Annotated in this window: 14 protein-coding genes; 8 read left to right on the top strand and 6 right to left on the bottom strand. The window is 47.1% G+C overall.

Features of this window, described 5'->3' with window-relative positions:
* The first annotated feature begins 47 nt into the window (after positions 1 to 47).
* Together P2W84_RS17895 and P2W84_RS17890 are read left to right on the top strand one after the other, a co-directional pair.
* Positions 48 to 1196, top strand: a complete 1149-nt coding sequence (locus P2W84_RS17895) for a hypothetical protein (protein WP_276091536.1) — start codon at positions 48 to 50, stop codon at positions 1194 to 1196.
* Between the two features lie 200 nt (positions 1197 to 1396).
* A complete protein-coding gene (locus P2W84_RS17890; RefSeq protein WP_276091535.1) occupies positions 1397 to 3565 on the top strand; it encodes an FUSC family membrane protein in 2169 nt (722 codons plus the stop codon).
* Between the two features lie 40 nt (positions 3566 to 3605).
* On the opposite strand, the gene bioB is transcribed toward P2W84_RS17890, so the two are convergent.
* From bioB to P2W84_RS17870, 4 genes are read right to left on the bottom strand one after another with little or no spacing between them, the layout of a single operon-like run.
* Positions 3606 to 4622, bottom strand: a complete 1017-nt coding sequence (bioB, locus tag P2W84_RS17885; RefSeq protein WP_276091534.1) for a biotin synthase BioB — start codon at positions 4620 to 4622, stop codon at positions 3606 to 3608.
* Between the two features lie 15 nt (positions 4623 to 4637).
* Positions 4638 to 5987 carry a magnesium transporter gene (mgtE, locus tag P2W84_RS17880; protein ID WP_276091533.1) on the bottom strand — a complete coding sequence of 450 codons (1350 nt, stop codon included), beginning with the start codon at positions 5985 to 5987 and terminating at the stop codon, positions 4638 to 4640.
* A gap of 33 nt (positions 5988 to 6020) precedes the next feature.
* A complete protein-coding gene (gene corA, locus P2W84_RS17875; protein ID WP_276091532.1) occupies positions 6021 to 7145 on the bottom strand; it encodes a magnesium/cobalt transporter CorA in 1125 nt (374 codons plus the stop codon).
* Between the two features lie 46 nt (positions 7146 to 7191).
* Entirely contained in the window at positions 7192 to 7797 is a 606-nt protein-coding gene (locus P2W84_RS17870; RefSeq protein ID WP_276091531.1) for a WbqC family protein, read from the bottom strand.
* Between the two features lie 38 nt (positions 7798 to 7835).
* Here P2W84_RS17870 and P2W84_RS17865 point away from each other — a divergent pair, with 38 nt between their 5' ends.
* Together P2W84_RS17865 and P2W84_RS17860 are read left to right on the top strand one after the other, a co-directional pair.
* Entirely contained in the window at positions 7836 to 8729 is an 894-nt protein-coding gene (locus P2W84_RS17865) for a lysophospholipid acyltransferase family protein (protein ID WP_276091530.1), read from the top strand.
* Positions 8714 to 9730, top strand: coding sequence for a glycosyltransferase family 2 protein (locus P2W84_RS17860; protein WP_276091529.1), 1017 nt, complete (start codon positions 8714 to 8716; stop codon positions 9728 to 9730). The genes P2W84_RS17865 and P2W84_RS17860 overlap by 16 nt, the downstream gene beginning before the upstream one ends.
* Before the next feature lie 7 nt (positions 9731 to 9737).
* Here P2W84_RS17860 and aroQ read toward each other — a convergent pair whose 3' ends face one another.
* Entirely contained in the window at positions 9738 to 10163 is a 426-nt protein-coding gene (aroQ, locus tag P2W84_RS17855; RefSeq protein ID WP_276091528.1) for a type II 3-dehydroquinate dehydratase, read from the bottom strand.
* 42 nt (positions 10164 to 10205) lie between these two features.
* On the opposite strand from aroQ, the gene xerD reads away from it, so the two are divergent.
* Positions 10206 to 11105, top strand: coding sequence for a site-specific tyrosine recombinase XerD (gene xerD / locus P2W84_RS17850; RefSeq protein WP_276091527.1), 900 nt, complete (start codon positions 10206 to 10208; stop codon positions 11103 to 11105).
* 1 nt (position 11106) lies between these two features.
* On the opposite strand, the gene prmC is transcribed toward xerD, so the two are convergent.
* A complete protein-coding gene (gene prmC / locus P2W84_RS17845) occupies positions 11107 to 11949 on the bottom strand; it encodes a peptide chain release factor N(5)-glutamine methyltransferase (RefSeq protein WP_276091526.1) in 843 nt (280 codons plus the stop codon).
* A gap of 47 nt (positions 11950 to 11996) precedes the next feature.
* On the opposite strand from prmC, the gene ribD reads away from it, so the two are divergent.
* From ribD to P2W84_RS17830, 3 genes are read left to right on the top strand one after another with little or no spacing between them, the layout of a single operon-like run.
* Positions 11997 to 13052 carry a bifunctional diaminohydroxyphosphoribosylaminopyrimidine deaminase/5-amino-6-(5-phosphoribosylamino)uracil reductase RibD gene (ribD, locus tag P2W84_RS17840; RefSeq protein ID WP_276091525.1) on the top strand — a complete coding sequence of 352 codons (1056 nt, stop codon included), beginning with the start codon at positions 11997 to 11999 and terminating at the stop codon, positions 13050 to 13052.
* Positions 13049 to 13912 (top strand): DMT family transporter, encoded by an 864-nt coding sequence (locus P2W84_RS17835; protein ID WP_276091524.1) that lies wholly within the window; start codon positions 13049 to 13051, stop codon positions 13910 to 13912. The genes ribD and P2W84_RS17835 overlap by 4 nt, the downstream gene beginning before the upstream one ends.
* Positions 13902 to 14519 (top strand): YigZ family protein, encoded by a 618-nt coding sequence (locus P2W84_RS17830; protein WP_276091523.1) that lies wholly within the window; start codon positions 13902 to 13904, stop codon positions 14517 to 14519. Before P2W84_RS17835 ends, P2W84_RS17830 begins: the two co-directional genes overlap by 11 nt.
* Positions 14520 to 14523: the final 4 nt, after the last annotated feature.

The raw sequence follows: 14523 nt of genomic DNA, 5'->3' as shown, positions 1-14523 counted from the left end.
GTTATAAAGAGGGATAGTTTATCCCTCTTTTTTTTTAAGTTTGTGTTATGAGTAAGAAAGCACTTCTAAGTTCAATCGCATTGATATTGGTGGCAGGTAATCTGACTTATGCACAAAGGAGCCAGGTCCAGATCGCAAGGAACAGCATTGGCAAGTTACATGTGGCCATTAACTCCAAGGCAGATGAGAAGAGCCAGTTAGGCATAGTAGGTGAGGGGATCAAGGCTTCCGAAGCGGCGCAAAATGACAGAAAAACTAAGAAATGGCCGGAAACATGGGCTATTAAAGCTTATTTAAGCTCGTATGTTTCCGTCATTGATGCTGACGAGGGCAATGCCGACAGGTATTTTTCACTTGCGAATGATGCAATTGATTCAGCAAGGAGACTCGATAAATTCCAGACCAATTCCCGGTTGATTGATGCGGCTATATACAATGTCAATATTCGTAAGCAAAACAAAGCCAATACTGCATTCAATAATAATGATTTTGCAACGGCTTACAAGTTGCTTAAAGATGTAAGTGATTTTTTTCCTAAAGATACCACACTTGCTATGAATACTGGCATTTCCGCCCAGAATGTACAGGATTACGATAATGCCCTGACTTACTTCAAACGGGCAAAGGACAACGGAGCCAGGAATTCAATCCTTTTTCAGAATCTTGCCAATATTTATACTTCCAAATTTGAAAATGAATTGGCTATAAAATCCCTGGAGGATGGTTTAAGACTGAACCCATACGATGCCAATCTAACCAATAGCTACATTAATCTCCTGATTGACAATGAGAAGTATGAAACGGCAATTAAGGTAATTGATAATACCCTTAAGATAGATACTAAAAACAAGCTGTTGTATTTTCTTTACGGATATCTTCATCAATACAATGCTAATTATACTACAGCCGAGCTGGCATATAACAAAGCGTTAAGCATCGATGAGAATTATTTTGATGCATTATACCAACTTGGACTGGCATATGTGAATTCTGCTAACAATGCATTGAAATCTTCTGAAGCAGATAAAAATCAGAAATACCAGTCTTTTATCAATCGTGCAGAGATTGCTTTGTTACAGGCACATGAGATCAATCAAAATGATAAGTCTACTGTACAATTGTTAATCGAGATTTATACCCGAAAAAACAAACTGGATAAGGTGCAGGAGCTAAAGTCCAAGCTGGAAGAATTCTAGTACACGGTATCTACCAAGGTCTAAAATAAAAAGCACACTAACAGGGTGCTTTTTTTATGATTTTTGATAACCTCGCATAGGTAAGTACAATTTATTACTTAACATAATATTAATTATAATAATATAACTATCATTTGTATTCTGTCATCAAGTTTATACTTTTTAATGTTATATTGATATAATCGTAAATTTGCACAATCATGTTAAGCCGCCCGGTCAGAAGCATCCAGGACTTTTTACTCAGTACATATTTTGCAGATGGATTGCGCATAACATTTGGTGTATTGTGCCCATCACTGATCCTCGCTCAGTTTGGTATGTTACAATACGGAATGACCTTGTCGCTTGGTGCACTTTGTACCAGTATTGCAGATTCGCCGGGCCCGATTGTACACCGCCGTAACGCGATGCTCATCACCACAGGAAGTATTACCTTAATTTCAATCCTGGTCGGGTTGACCAACAGCAATATATACTTTACTGCAGTTGTTCTGGTCGCGTCGAGTTTTATTTTTTCCATGTTTTTTCTTTACGGACTTCGTGCCGCTTCCATAGGGACTTCATCATTGCTCATCCTGGTATTGAGCATTGACGACATCAGACCATGGAATGAAGTCTTATTGTATTCGCTGCTTATTTTTGCAGGCAGTATCTGGTATGCACTATTGAGCTACCTCATCTACAGGTTAAGGCCATACCGGCTTGTCCAGCAAATCCTTAGTGATTCTATTCATGAAGTCAGTGAATTTCTCCGGACAAAGGCCAGGTTCTACCGTCAGCAGACAGATTATGATAAAAACTACTCGGAACTTCTTAAACTCCAGGTCCTTGTTCATGAAAAGCAGGATGCAGTCAGAGAGGTGCTGTTCAAAACCAGAGAGATCATCAGAGAGTCAACTCCAGAGGGCCGCTTCCTGCTGCTGGTTTTCGTGGATATGGTAGATCTGTTTGAGCAGGTCATGTCGACATACTATAATTACAGGCAGTTACACGAGCAGTTCGACCCATCCGGTATTTTATCAAGCTATGAGTCTGTCATTCTCAAAATTGCGGATGAACTCGATACTATCGGTTTTTCGCTGAAAACCGGGGGTACTCCTGCCCTTCCGACATCCCTTAATCAGGATGTTGAGAAACTGAAGCAGGAGATATTGACATTAGAGGCAAACAATGCCGGCGAAAAATACAGTACACTGGGTATCATTGCATTGAAAAATATAGAGGTTAATATAGAAAACATTATATCAAGAGTTAAAACCATCAATAGCTATTTCAATAAAAAGGAAAAGAAGAACCTGAAACCCCGTTCCATTGATGTAGACAAATTTGTCACCAGACAAAAAATAGACCTCGGATTGCTTACCGAAAACCTTACGTTTAACTCATCTACCTTCCGGCACTCTCTCAGGGTTGCCATCGTCATGCTTATTGGTTTTGTCGTAGCAAAGACGCTTAATTTCTCCCACAGCTACTGGATATTACTAACCATACTGGTGATCTCAAAACCTGGTTTCAGCCTTGCAAAGGAAAGAAATTACCAGAGACTCATCGGCACAGTCGTCGGGGCATTCGTCGGAATGGGCGTGCTGGTATATGTACACGACAAAAACGTTCTTTTTGTAATTCTTCTGATCTGTATGATCGGATGTTACAGCTTTCAGCGTAAAAATTATGTGGTCAGTGTGCTATTTATGACACCATATATTCTTATTCTTTTTGATTTTCTGGGTATAGGTGGCCTCTCAGTAGCCAGGGAACGTATTTACGATACACTAATCGGATCTGGTATTGCATTGATTTCCAGCTACTCGCTCTTTCCCAACTGGGAGCATGAAAAGCTTAAAGAGGCACTCAAAGAAACCCTCATTGCCAATCTCATGTATTTCGAACAAGTCAGTCTTTTCTATGCCGGGCAAAAAATTACCGACTACACGAATTACAAGGTGGCAAGAAAGGAAGTCTATGTAACTTCTGCCAACCTCGCTTCTTTGTTCCAGCGAATGTTCTCCGAGCCTAAAAGCAAACAGGTACTCATGACCGAACTGCATCAGTTTACGGCACTTAACCATCAGCTATCCTCATATATCGCCACCTTATCCCTTTACAACAAGGAACATGACTTTTCGGTATCCAACTTTGATGAAATCCGGCCTGTAGTGCAAAATACAGTATACCTGCTTAGACAAGCCTCAGAAATTATAGAAAATAATCCCGGTAAAGCCCAAAATGTACCGTTGATCAGGAGAACAGCAGACCCTGCAATCGAGATAAAGGAATCAGAGACAGCAGTAAAAGAGCAATTTGACCTTATCCAGAAAGTAGCTTACGACATCTATAAGCTGTCAGAAAAGATCAATCTGGACAAATAATAAGGAAAAAGGGGCTTAATCCATCAAGCCCCTTTGTATTTTAGCCGTTCAGGGCTTCAACTTCATCTTTCTTTGGAAGTGTATTGGCGGGCCTTCCGTTCTTGAAAGCCTCTCTCGTCGTCAGCCCCAATATCCGGAACATCTCCATATCATCAGCAAAATGAGGGTTAGGCGTCGTCAGCAACTTATCACCCGCAAAGATCGAGTTGGCTCCGGCCATAAAACAGAAAGCCTGTTCTACCGTACTCATCTCCGTTCTTCCTGCAGATAACCTCACCACAGACCCCGGCATCACGATACGTGCAGTAGCGATCATACGTACCATATCCCAGATCGGAATCCTTGGCTGATTTTCCAGTGGAGTTCCCTTAACCGGTACCAGCGCATTGATGGGCACAGATTCAGGGTGCTTAGGCAGATTGGCCAGTGTTTGCAGCATAGATATTCTGTCCTCGTCCGTTTCACCCAACCCCACAATACCCCCGCTGCATACCGTCAGTTTAGCCTTACGCACATTGTGTAAAGTATTCAGGCGGTCATCATAAGTCCTTGTCGAAATAATTCGCTTGTAGTCATCCTCAGAAGTATCCAGGTTATGGTTATAGGCATACAACCCAGCATCTGCTAAACGTTGCGCCTGGCTTTCGGTCAGCATCCCCAGGGTACAGCATACTTCCATATCCAGTTCATTCACTGCCTTTACCATATCGATCACCCGGTCGAAATCACGGTTGTCACGCACTTCACGCCATGCAGCACCCATACACAAACGAGAGGCACCTCCGGCCTTTGCACGTTCAGCGGCCTCCACCACCTGCTCCACCTTCATCAGCGCATGCACATCCACACCCGTGTTGTATCTGGCTGCCTGCGGACAATAAGCGCAATCCTCGGCACATCCCCCCGTTTTAATCGAGATCAGCGAACTGATCTGCACCTCCGAATAGTCCTTATTTTCCCGGTGCACAGTCGCAGCTTCATAAACCAGGTCCAGAAACGGCTTATGATAGATCGCTGAAATTTCCTCCTTTGTCCAATCGTGTCTTATAGGTTGCATAGTTGATAGCTAAATTTATAATAAAAGTCTGCTGGCCAAACCCAGCAGCAGCAAAAATCCGAAAACATCTGTAAATGTTGTAATAATTATTGAAGAAGCAATGGCCGGATCAATCCCGACACGCTTCAGCACCAACGGTATCCCCGCTCCCGTCACCCCTGCGATGATCAGGTTGCCCGTCATGGCCAGGAAGATCACCAGTCCAAGCATCGGATTGGCATCAAAAAAAAAGGCAAACATAAAAACGATCAGTCCGGTCACCGCCCCGTTGATCATCCCGACCGTAAGCTCCTTCAGCACCGTACGATAAGCCTGATTGTCCGTCAGGTCGTAAAGCGATATCCTCCTCACCGTCACCGCCAGTGCCTGTGTCGCTGAATTACCGCCCATACCCGCGATGATCGTCATATAGGCAGACAGCACCGCAATGTGTTTTATCGTCGGTTCAAAATGCCGGATCACCCCGGAAGCCAGGAAAGCCGTACCCAGGTTCAGGATCAGCCAGGGCAGCCGGGATTTCACCGCCTCTGCCCAGTTGCCGCTCAGTTCCTCATCCTCCGACACACCCGATATCTTCAGAATGTCCTCCGTGTTCTCCTCTTCCAGTACATCGATGACATCGTCAAAGGTCACCCGGCCCAGCAACCTCATGTCCTTATCCAGTACCGGTATACTGGTAATGTTATACTGAGAGATCAGCCTGGCCACCTCCTCCTGGTCCGTATCCGGATAAACCCAGGCCACCTCTGCCCTCACCAGTTCAGTAATCTTCACATTCCCCTTAGATTTGATAATGTCTTTCAGCGAAACGATCCCCTGGAACACATCCTCATCATCCGTTACATAAATCGTATAGAATTCCTCAATTTCCTCGCTCTGCCTGATGATTTCCTCAATGGCATCCTTTTTCATCAGGTTCAGGTTTACCTTAATGAACTGGGTGTTCATCAGGCCACCTGCCGTCTTCTCATCATAACGCATCAGGTTGCGGATATGAGAAGCATCATCCTCGCTCAGGTCTTCCAGTATCTCAGCCTGCTCATGCGCTTCCAGCTGGGAAAGGATATCCGTCGCATCGTCGTAGTCAAGTTCCTCGACGATCTCTGTCCGCTTGTCCGGATCCATTTTCAGCAGCAGTTCCTCAGGATGCGATTCCTCATCCATTTCTGCAATCACTTCCGAAGCCACTTCTACGGCCAGTAAGTTAATAATACGCTGCTTTTCTTCCCTGTTCAGACTTTCAAACAAGATCGCAATTTCCGAAGCATGATATTCCGCAAGAATGGCTTCCAATCCCGCATCATCGCCGTTCAGGGCCACCTTCAGCTTAGATATATCCGATTTGTCCAGTTCAAAAGATTGCACGGCGCTAAGGTAAGAATAAAAGCAGAATCCGGCTTATTTAAACCAGCCCTTGCGCCAGAAAAACACAATCTGCAACACCGCGATCAGCAACATGACCAGCAGCACATATACATACCCATGCTCCTGGTAAAGCTCCGGCATATTCAGGGGCATCACTTTACCCGTTACCGGGTCCTCCCTGCTGAAATTCATCCCATAGACACCCACAATAAAGGTCAGCGGGATAAATATCGAGGAGATCACCGTCAGCACCTTCATCACCTCATTCATGCGGTTACTGATGATCGAGAGGTACATATCCATGTTTGTGATCGAAATCTCCTTCAGCGACTCGACAATATCAATGATCTGTACACAATGATCATACGCATCCTTTATATACATCTTGGTCTGCTCCGTAATTCTCGGACTGTCACTCCTGATGATGTCATTCAGCTTATCCCTTTCCGGCCACAATACCCTGCGGATACCGATCAGGTTACGTTTTACCATCTGCGTATCATACATCACCTTGCGGTCCGGCTTCTCAAACAATCGATCTTCTATGGCATCCAGTTCCTCGCCCCATTTGCCCAGTATCTCGAAATATTTGTCGATGATAATATCCATCAGTGCATACATCAGGTAGCTGCTGCCTCCGGTCCTGATATTCCCCTTTCCTGCTTTCAGCCGGTTCCTGATCGGGTCCAGACAATCCCCATAGCCTTCCTGAAAAGTCAGCAGTGCCGTTTCCGTCAGTAAAAACGATACCTGAATGTTGTCCAGGTCATCATTCTCATCAATATACAGCATACGGCTTACCGCAAAGTCATAATTGTCGTACTCCTCCAGTTTCGGGCGCTGGTAAGTCCGGGTAATGTCCTCAAGCACCAGTTTGTTCACACCAAGCTCCGTAGCCAGCAGCTCAAACATCGATTTAGACTTAAATCCCTTTACTTCCACCCAATAATTAAAGGATTTGTCCTTTAGCAGCAGCTTCAACCCCTCCAGTGAAGCCAGTTCCTTCACCTCATAAACATCCTGGTTATAGCGGTATAATTTGATCACCGGATCCAGCGCCTCAGGTCCGATATAGATCAGCCCCGGACTTGTACCCGCTTCCGGTAATGAATAATGCTTATGCTTTCTCAGCTTCGCTTTTTGTTGTCTGGTCATCATGGAACACCATCTCTAAACAAAATCAAAAGAACCAGTCATTCGCCTCTTATAAATACTGTTTTGCCTGCGGTCCCTGGTTAAACAACAAATCGACTATACTTAGGTTTGGCAGAAAACCCTGCCTGTCGTCAAAAACCTGGAAGTAAGGCTTAAATCCGGTATCCGATACGGCCTGCTTCGCGCTGTATATAGCCCTGAAGTCATGTGCTGCGTCAGTTGTATACGCTGCTGTCTGTCTTAACGGCAACTCCAGTTTTAACTGTTTGAGCAGCCAGGCTGTCAGCTCCAGATCCAGGTCCATTAAAAAATCATAGCGCTTTTCATAAAAGCCTACCAGCTCCGCTTCATAGAACTCAAAGTAGGCCGAACTTCTGTAACAGCTTTCCAGGCTTTTCCAGTGCAGCTTCTGCCAGCGCAGGTCATAACTGATTCTTACATCCTTCATCTTCGTATGCACCTTCGATCCTTTCACCACCGGCACGATCAGGTCCAGCGGTCCGTTAGGAGAATAGATCTTTGCCCGGTTCCTGTAAGTCTGTTTTACGAAATGCTCCCATCCTTCCACCAAAAAATCCGCTCCGAAGCGTTTCAGATCAGATATGTAGTTAACCGGAGGCAGATAAAAAACGGGAAATATAGCTGAACTTTGCATCTGATAAATTATGTTTGCATTCTCAATCCGCCAAAATAATGATAAAAAAAGGCTTTTCTTATCTGGGAATATCTTTTTTAAACTTTTTAGCCTTACTTCCTTTATCCATCTTATACCCCATGGCGGCGCTGTGTTATTATCCTATGTATTACCTGCTGCGCTACCGCCGCAAGGTCGTAAGGGAAAATCTCTGTAACTCCTTTCCGGAAAAGCCGCTTCCCGAGATCATCAGGGTCGAAAAGCAATTCTATAAATACCTGTGTGAACTTTCCGCAGAGATTGTCAAGATCCCTGGCCTCAGCAAACAGGAATTTGACCGCCGTGTCCGGTTCAGTAACCTCGACATCGTCACACCCTATTTTGAAAAAGGCCAGAGCATCCTGGTGTGTACCGGGCACTACGGCAACTGGGAATGGGGTATGCTTACCTTCGGGTTTAAAGTGCCTGCGGCTTCTTATGTCATTTATAAACCAGTAAACAACCAGCAGTTCGATCAGTGGTTCCTGAAATCCAGGAGCAAATTCGGCAACCAGCTTGTCTCCATGCGCCAGACCCTCAGGGCCATTGCCGGCTCCCGGGAATCACTCAGCGTATTCGCCTTTGCCGGTGACCAGACCCCGGTCAAGCATGAGGCGCGCCACTGGCTCACCTTCCTGCACCAGCCCACTGCCGTGCTCACCGGTATGGAGAAAATATCCCTGCAAACCGGGCGTCCGGTCTTCTATTTCAAGATAAACCGGGTACGCCGCGGCCACTATCACATAGATTGCATACCACTTGCCACCAACCCGGCAACCACGGCACCGGGCGAGATTACCGCCCGCAGCTTTCGCATATTAGAAGAAATGATTAAAGAAGCCCCTCCCTACTGGCTATGGAGCCACCGGAGATGGAAACACAAACCCGAAAACCCAACATGGAACCCAGCGTAGCCGTCGTTATCCTCAACTGGAACGGACAAAAACTGCTGGAGCAGTTCCTGCCCGGCATTGTCCGTTCCAGGTATCCCAACCTTCAGCTCATTATAGGCGACAATGCCTCCACCGATACCTCTGTGGCTTTCGTCAGGAATAATTATCCGGAAATCAGGCTGATCATCATCGATCATAATTACGGTTATGCCGAAGGCTACCGCAAGATACTGGAACAGGTCAATGCCGATTATTATGTGCTGCTCAACTCCGATGTGGAAGTTCCCGAAAACTGGATACAGCCCGTCATTGAACAAATGGAAGGCGATCCGCTGATTGCAGCCGCCCAGCCCAAGATAAAGTGGCAGAAAGGCCGGGAAAGCTTCGAATACGCAGGTGCAGCAGGAGGCTATCTCGACCTGCACGGTTATCCCTTCTGTCGCGGCCGGCTCTTTGAAACCGTAGAGTCCGATCATGGACAGTACGATACCCCTTCGGAAATTTTCTGGGCCAGCGGGGCAGCGCTCTTTATCAAGAGTAAGGCCTGGAAGGAAAGTGGCGGCCTGGACCCCGATTTCTTTGCGCACATGGAAGAGATCGATCTGTGCTGGCGCCTGAAGAATCTTGGTTATAAAATCGTTTACTGCCCCTATGCCGAAGTTTACCACGTGGGCGGCGGAACACTCAGTGCTACCAACCCCTACAAAAACTACCTGAATTTCCGGAACAACCTCGTCATCCTGCAGAAAAACCTGCCCCTGGGCGATGCCATTTTCCGCATCTTCATCCGCATGTGCATCGATTTTATCGCCTGGCTGCACTTCTTATTGCAGGGAAAGACGGATTTTGCCTTTTCTGTCAATAAAGCCCATTACCACTTTCTCAGAGACCTGAAGAAAAACGGAGCCAAAAGAACCCGTAAACAGATCGCATTCCAGAAGCATACCGGCCAGTACCCTTCCAGCATTGTATACGATTATTTTATCCGTAAGATCCGGTATTTTAGCCAGTTAAAGTTCTGAAAGAAAGCTATACCGGCAAGGCCAGCAGCGCTTCAACTGCAAGCCGGTAGCCGTCCAAGCCAAATCCCGTCAGTACCCCCCTGCAGTTTTTGCCGGTCAGGGACACATGCCGGTATTCTTCACGCGCATAGATATTGGAAATGTGTACCTCTACTACCGGCGTACTGATCGCTGCAATCGCATCTGCTATCGCTACTGAAGTATGCGTATAGGCCCCTCCGTTGATCACGATACCATCAAAGCTAAAACCCACTTCGTGCAGTTTGTTGATCAGTTCTCCTTCTACATTACTCTGGAAGTAACTGATCTCTATATCGTTAAACCTTGCCTTTAACTGGCCGATGTATTCATCAAAACCGACATTACCATAAATTCCCGGTTCACGAACCCCCAAAAGGTTTAAATTTGGCCCATTGATAATTTGTATCTTCATCAATCCAAACTTAAAGCTAAAAACTTACAACCGGAAATTTTTGTGTATCCCAATCCCTACCTGAAATCGTTTAAAAACTACCTGCGTCTGGAACGTGGCCTTGCTGCCAATTCCGTCTCGGCTTATCTCAGTGATATTCAAAAACTTGAAGAATATCTTAGTTCGGTATCTTATTTAAATGATATAAAGTTAGTTACAGTTAATGAATTAAAGTCATTTGTCAAATGGACGAGTGAACTTGGCATGTTACCCAGCACCCAGGCAAGAGTGATCTCCGGCCTGAAAGCCTTTTTCTCCTTCCTGCTGCTGGAAGGTATTATCGATGCCGACCCTGCACAACTCCTGGAAGCCCCGAGGCGCGCCAGAAAACTGCCCGACACGCTCAACCTGCAGGAAATCAATCTGCTTATCGATGCAATTGATCTTTCCCGGCCGGACGGTATGCGCAACAAGGCAATACTCGAAACCCTTTACAGTTGCGGGCTTCGTGTCAGTGAACTCACCGAACTCAGGATATCCGATATCAATGAGGAAAGTGGTTTTATTAAGGTCACCGGTAAAGGCGACAAGGAAAGAATAGTACCTGTCGGCAGTGTTGCGCTTAAATATATCCACATTTATCTCCAGGAAGTCCGCATACACCTTCCTGTCCGGCAGGGCCATCAGGATTATGTCTTTCTCAACCGTTCGGGAAAGAAACTTACAAGAGTCTATATTTTCCTCTTCATTAAGGCGCTTGCGGAAAAAACAGGCTTAAAAAAGACCATCAGCCCCCATACCTTCAGGCATTCCTTTGCCACACACCTGATCGAGGGCGGCGCCGATCTCCGCGCCGTACAGGAAATGCTTGGACATTCCAGCATTACCACTACAGAAATCTATACACATCTTGACCGCGATTACCTGCGCAGCGTCGTTATCCAGTTCCATCCCAGAAGCTGACCTACAAACTACAGCGCAACATCCTGTCTTTACCCTGCATGTCCTTTCTTAATAAGCTATTTTTAAATCCTTTAGCCTCCATCAGTGAAACCATTTCATTACCCAGTGCGGCATTGATTTCAAAAAACAGCATTCCACCGGGCCGCAGATGCTCCAGGGCAAAATCTGCAATCGCGTCATAAAATTCCAATGGGTTTTCATCAGCTACAAACAATGCCAGATGAGGTTCGTGGTCCAGTACATGCGCCTCCATATCTGCCCGTTCTTCCTGCTTCACATAAGGCGGATTACTTACAATTAGATCAAACTTGTCTCTGCTGGCATAGCCCCTGATATCCGCTAATATAAATTCAATATCTACGTGATTTACAGTAGAATTATACCTGGCTATTGAAAGTGCTTCCTGAGAAATATCCAGCCCCTTTACCGCAGCTACCGGCAAGTGCCTGGCCAGCGTTACCGCAATACATCCGCTGCCCGTACCCACATCCAGTATCCCTAACCCAGAATTTGAAACTGCACTTTCCAGTACCCATTCCACCAATTCCTCCGTCTCCGGTCTCGGGATCAGAACTGCCGGCGACACTTTGAACTTTAATCCGTAGAAATCAGCCTCGCCCAATACATATTGCAGCGGCAACCCTTCCTGCAGTTCCTTCAGCACCCTTTCGTATTCCTGAAGCTCAGCCCCGGGCACCGCGGCCATCATCCCCGTCCGTAAAGCCGTCCGGTCTTTTCCCGAGACCTGTTCCACCACCAGGGAACAGATCGCAGCGATTTCATCGCGGTCATAGCGCCCGGATAAACGTGCTTCAAAAAGTTCCGACAGCTGCCTGAAAATCATCTCCGGCAAAGCTACTCAAATCAAACAATAATATTATATTCGTTCATATGATGACCGATGAACGCTACATGCAGCGCTGCCTCGAGCTCGCCGGGCTCGGGATGGCCAACGTCAGCCCCAATCCTATGGTCGGCTGCGTAATCGTCCACAATGACCAGGTAATCGGAGAAGGCTACCATGCCCGCTTCGGCGGCCCGCATGCGGAAGTCAATGCCGTAAATTCCGTCCTTGAAAAATACGGGCCGGGTGCAGAGCCACTGCTCAGGGAAGCCACCGTATACGTCAACCTCGAGCCCTGCGCACACTTTGGCAAGACCCCGCCCTGTGCAGACATGCTTGTCCGGCACCAGGTCAAACGGGTCGTCGTGGGCAATACCGATCCCTTCTCGGAAGTAAATGGTAAGGGCATAGAAAGGCTTCGCGCTGCAGGTATCGAAGTCGATACCGGCGTATTGCTGGACAAATGCAGTTACCTCAACCGCAGGTTCTTCACGCGCATTACCCGGCAGCGGCCCTATATCATACTGAAATGGGCCACCACAGCAAATGGCTATTTTGCGCCAAAAAATACTACTCAGGAATGGATCAGCGGCCCTCTTGCCCGCAAGCTCGTGCACAAATGGCGCACAGAAGAAGATGCGATCCTCATCGGCAAACGTACGGCCATATCCGATAACCCCCTGCTCACCAGCAGAGAGTGGAGCGGTAAAAACCCCATCAGGATCCTCATCGACCGGCAGTTGCGCGTTCCTTCCACCAGCCAGATCTTTAACGATGAGGCCAGGACCATTATCCTGAATGAAGTACGTACCCGCACTGAGGCGAACATACAGTATATTCAGATGGAAGACATGCAGCATTATCTGCCGCAGAAAGTGGCCTTCCAGCTCTATCTCATGGACATTCAGTCCGTCATCATTGAAGGCGGTTCCAATACCCTGATGCAGTTCATCGATGCCGGCCTGTGGGATGAAGCGCGGGTTTTCACCTCCGCAAAGTCTTGGAAAGACGGCCTGCCTGCCCCGCAGATCAACGGTGAGGTCATTGAAGAGACGGCAGTACAGCAAGACCGTCTTACTGTTTACCAAAACACTTATTCATGATCTATCTGCTCATCAGCATTTGCTGCAGCGTCACCGTAGCCGTACTTTTAAAACTCGCCAGAAGATACCACATCAGCATTCCCCAGGCCGTTACCTGGAATTACCTGTTTGCCATAGGCCTCAGCTACTTCTTTTTTAAGCCCGCAGCAGGGCAACTGACAGGTAACGCCTTCAATCTCACTTATATCGCACTGGGAATCCTGTTGCCCCTCATTTTCTGGTTTCTGGCCGCTTCGGTACGTAATATCGGTATCGTCCGGACGGATATCGCTCAGCGGCTTTCCCTGTTTATCCCGATACTCGCCGCTTATTTCATCTTTGGCGAAGCGTTCAGTACCTTGCGGCTTGGCGGCCTTCTGGTAGGTTTTCTCGCCATCTTCCTTACCCTATATAAAAAATCCGGGTCAACCGCCACCGGCAATTGGCTTTATCCGCTTGCCGTGTTCTTCGGTTTCGGTATCATCGATACCTTATTTAAACAGGTTGCCCGCAGCAGTACCATTCCCTATTCCAGCTCTCTTGTGCTGATCTTTGCGCTCTCCTTCCTGATTTCTTTACTCTATATTGCAGCCCGGTCCATCTTCGGCAAACAGAAGCTGCAACTCATTAATTTCGTCTGTGGCTGCATACTTGGTTTCTTCAACTTCTTCAACATACTGTTTTATCTGAAGGCCCATCAGGCCATGCCAGGCAATCCTTCTACCGTATTTGCGGCCATGAATATGGGCGTCATCATCCTGGCAAGCCTTGTTGGTGTACTCATCTTTAAGGAAAAACTGAATAAACTCAATTACTGGGGGCTTGGACTGGCACTCAGTGCCATTGTCCTGATTACCCTGTCACAGAAATATGCTGTTTGACGATACGTATAAGACCATAGTTACAGCCTCGGAAGGACTGTTCCGGGAAAAGGGCAGCAAATTTCTCGCTTATGCTTACCCCATCCGGTCAGAAGCCGATATCAAGCCACTGGTCCAGGAACTCAAAGCCCTGCACCCCAAGGCCAGGCACCATTGCTGGGCCATGAGGTTCAGTCCGGACCGCGGCGTATACCGGGTCCAGGACGATGGCGAACCATCCGGGACTGCCGGGAGGCCTATTCTGAATGCCATTCTTTCTGCAGACCTGACCAATGTCCTCATTGTCGTCGTGCGCTATTTCGGCGGCACCCTGCTGGGCGTACCCGGTCTCATCAACGCGTATAGAACAGCTGCTGCCGATGCCCTGCAGCAAGCCCGGATCATTGAAAAGACAGTAAACGACTGTTATGAGATCCGGTTTGATTATCTTCTCATGAACGACATCATGCGCATCATGAAGGAAGAGCAGGCAGAAGTCCTCGGGCAGGATTTTGATGAGGCCTGTACCCTCCGGTTTGGAATCCGTAAATCAGCCCTGAACGGTGTCCTGGCTAAGTTACAACAACTCCATCCGGCAGTAAGCACCAAGTATTTATCTACCATTTAGATGA

The sequence above is a fragment of the Pedobacter sp. JY14-1 genome (assembly GCF_029269825.1).
In the GTDB taxonomy this organism is placed as follows: Bacteria; Bacteroidota; Bacteroidia; order Sphingobacteriales; family Sphingobacteriaceae; genus Pedobacter.
The sequence above is the reverse complement of the archived record's forward strand: the minus strand, read 5'-3'. Positions and strand labels throughout refer to the sequence as shown.

Bases quoted from the DNA above. Each gene is read 5' to 3' on its own strand.
- P2W84_RS17860 (WP_276091529.1), top strand. From the start codon at position 8,714: ATGGAACCCAGCGTAGCCGTCGTTATCCTCAACTGGAACGGACAAAAA.
- prmC (WP_276091526.1), bottom strand. From the start codon at position 11,949: ATGATTTTCAGGCAGCTGTCGGAACTTTTTGAAGCACGTTTATCCGGG.
- P2W84_RS17895 (WP_276091536.1), top strand. From the start codon at position 48: ATGAGTAAGAAAGCACTTCTAAGTTCAATCGCATTGATATTGGTGGCA.
- bioB (WP_276091534.1), bottom strand. From the start codon at position 4,622: ATGCAACCTATAAGACACGATTGGACAAAGGAGGAAATTTCAGCGATC.
- P2W84_RS17870 (WP_276091531.1), bottom strand. From the start codon at position 7,797: ATGCAAAGTTCAGCTATATTTCCCGTTTTTTATCTGCCTCCGGTTAAC.
- corA (WP_276091532.1), bottom strand. From the start codon at position 7,145: ATGATGACCAGACAACAAAAAGCGAAGCTGAGAAAGCATAAGCATTAT.
- P2W84_RS17835 (WP_276091524.1), top strand. From the start codon at position 13,049: ATGATCTATCTGCTCATCAGCATTTGCTGCAGCGTCACCGTAGCCGTA.
- P2W84_RS17865 (WP_276091530.1), top strand. From the start codon at position 7,836: ATGATAAAAAAAGGCTTTTCTTATCTGGGAATATCTTTTTTAAACTTT.
- P2W84_RS17890 (WP_276091535.1), top strand. From the start codon at position 1,397: ATGTTAAGCCGCCCGGTCAGAAGCATCCAGGACTTTTTACTCAGTACA.
- P2W84_RS17830 (WP_276091523.1), top strand. From the start codon at position 13,902: ATGCTGTTTGACGATACGTATAAGACCATAGTTACAGCCTCGGAAGGA.
- ribD (WP_276091525.1), top strand. From the start codon at position 11,997: ATGATGACCGATGAACGCTACATGCAGCGCTGCCTCGAGCTCGCCGGG.
- aroQ (WP_276091528.1), bottom strand. From the start codon at position 10,163: ATGAAGATACAAATTATCAATGGGCCAAATTTAAACCTTTTGGGGGTT.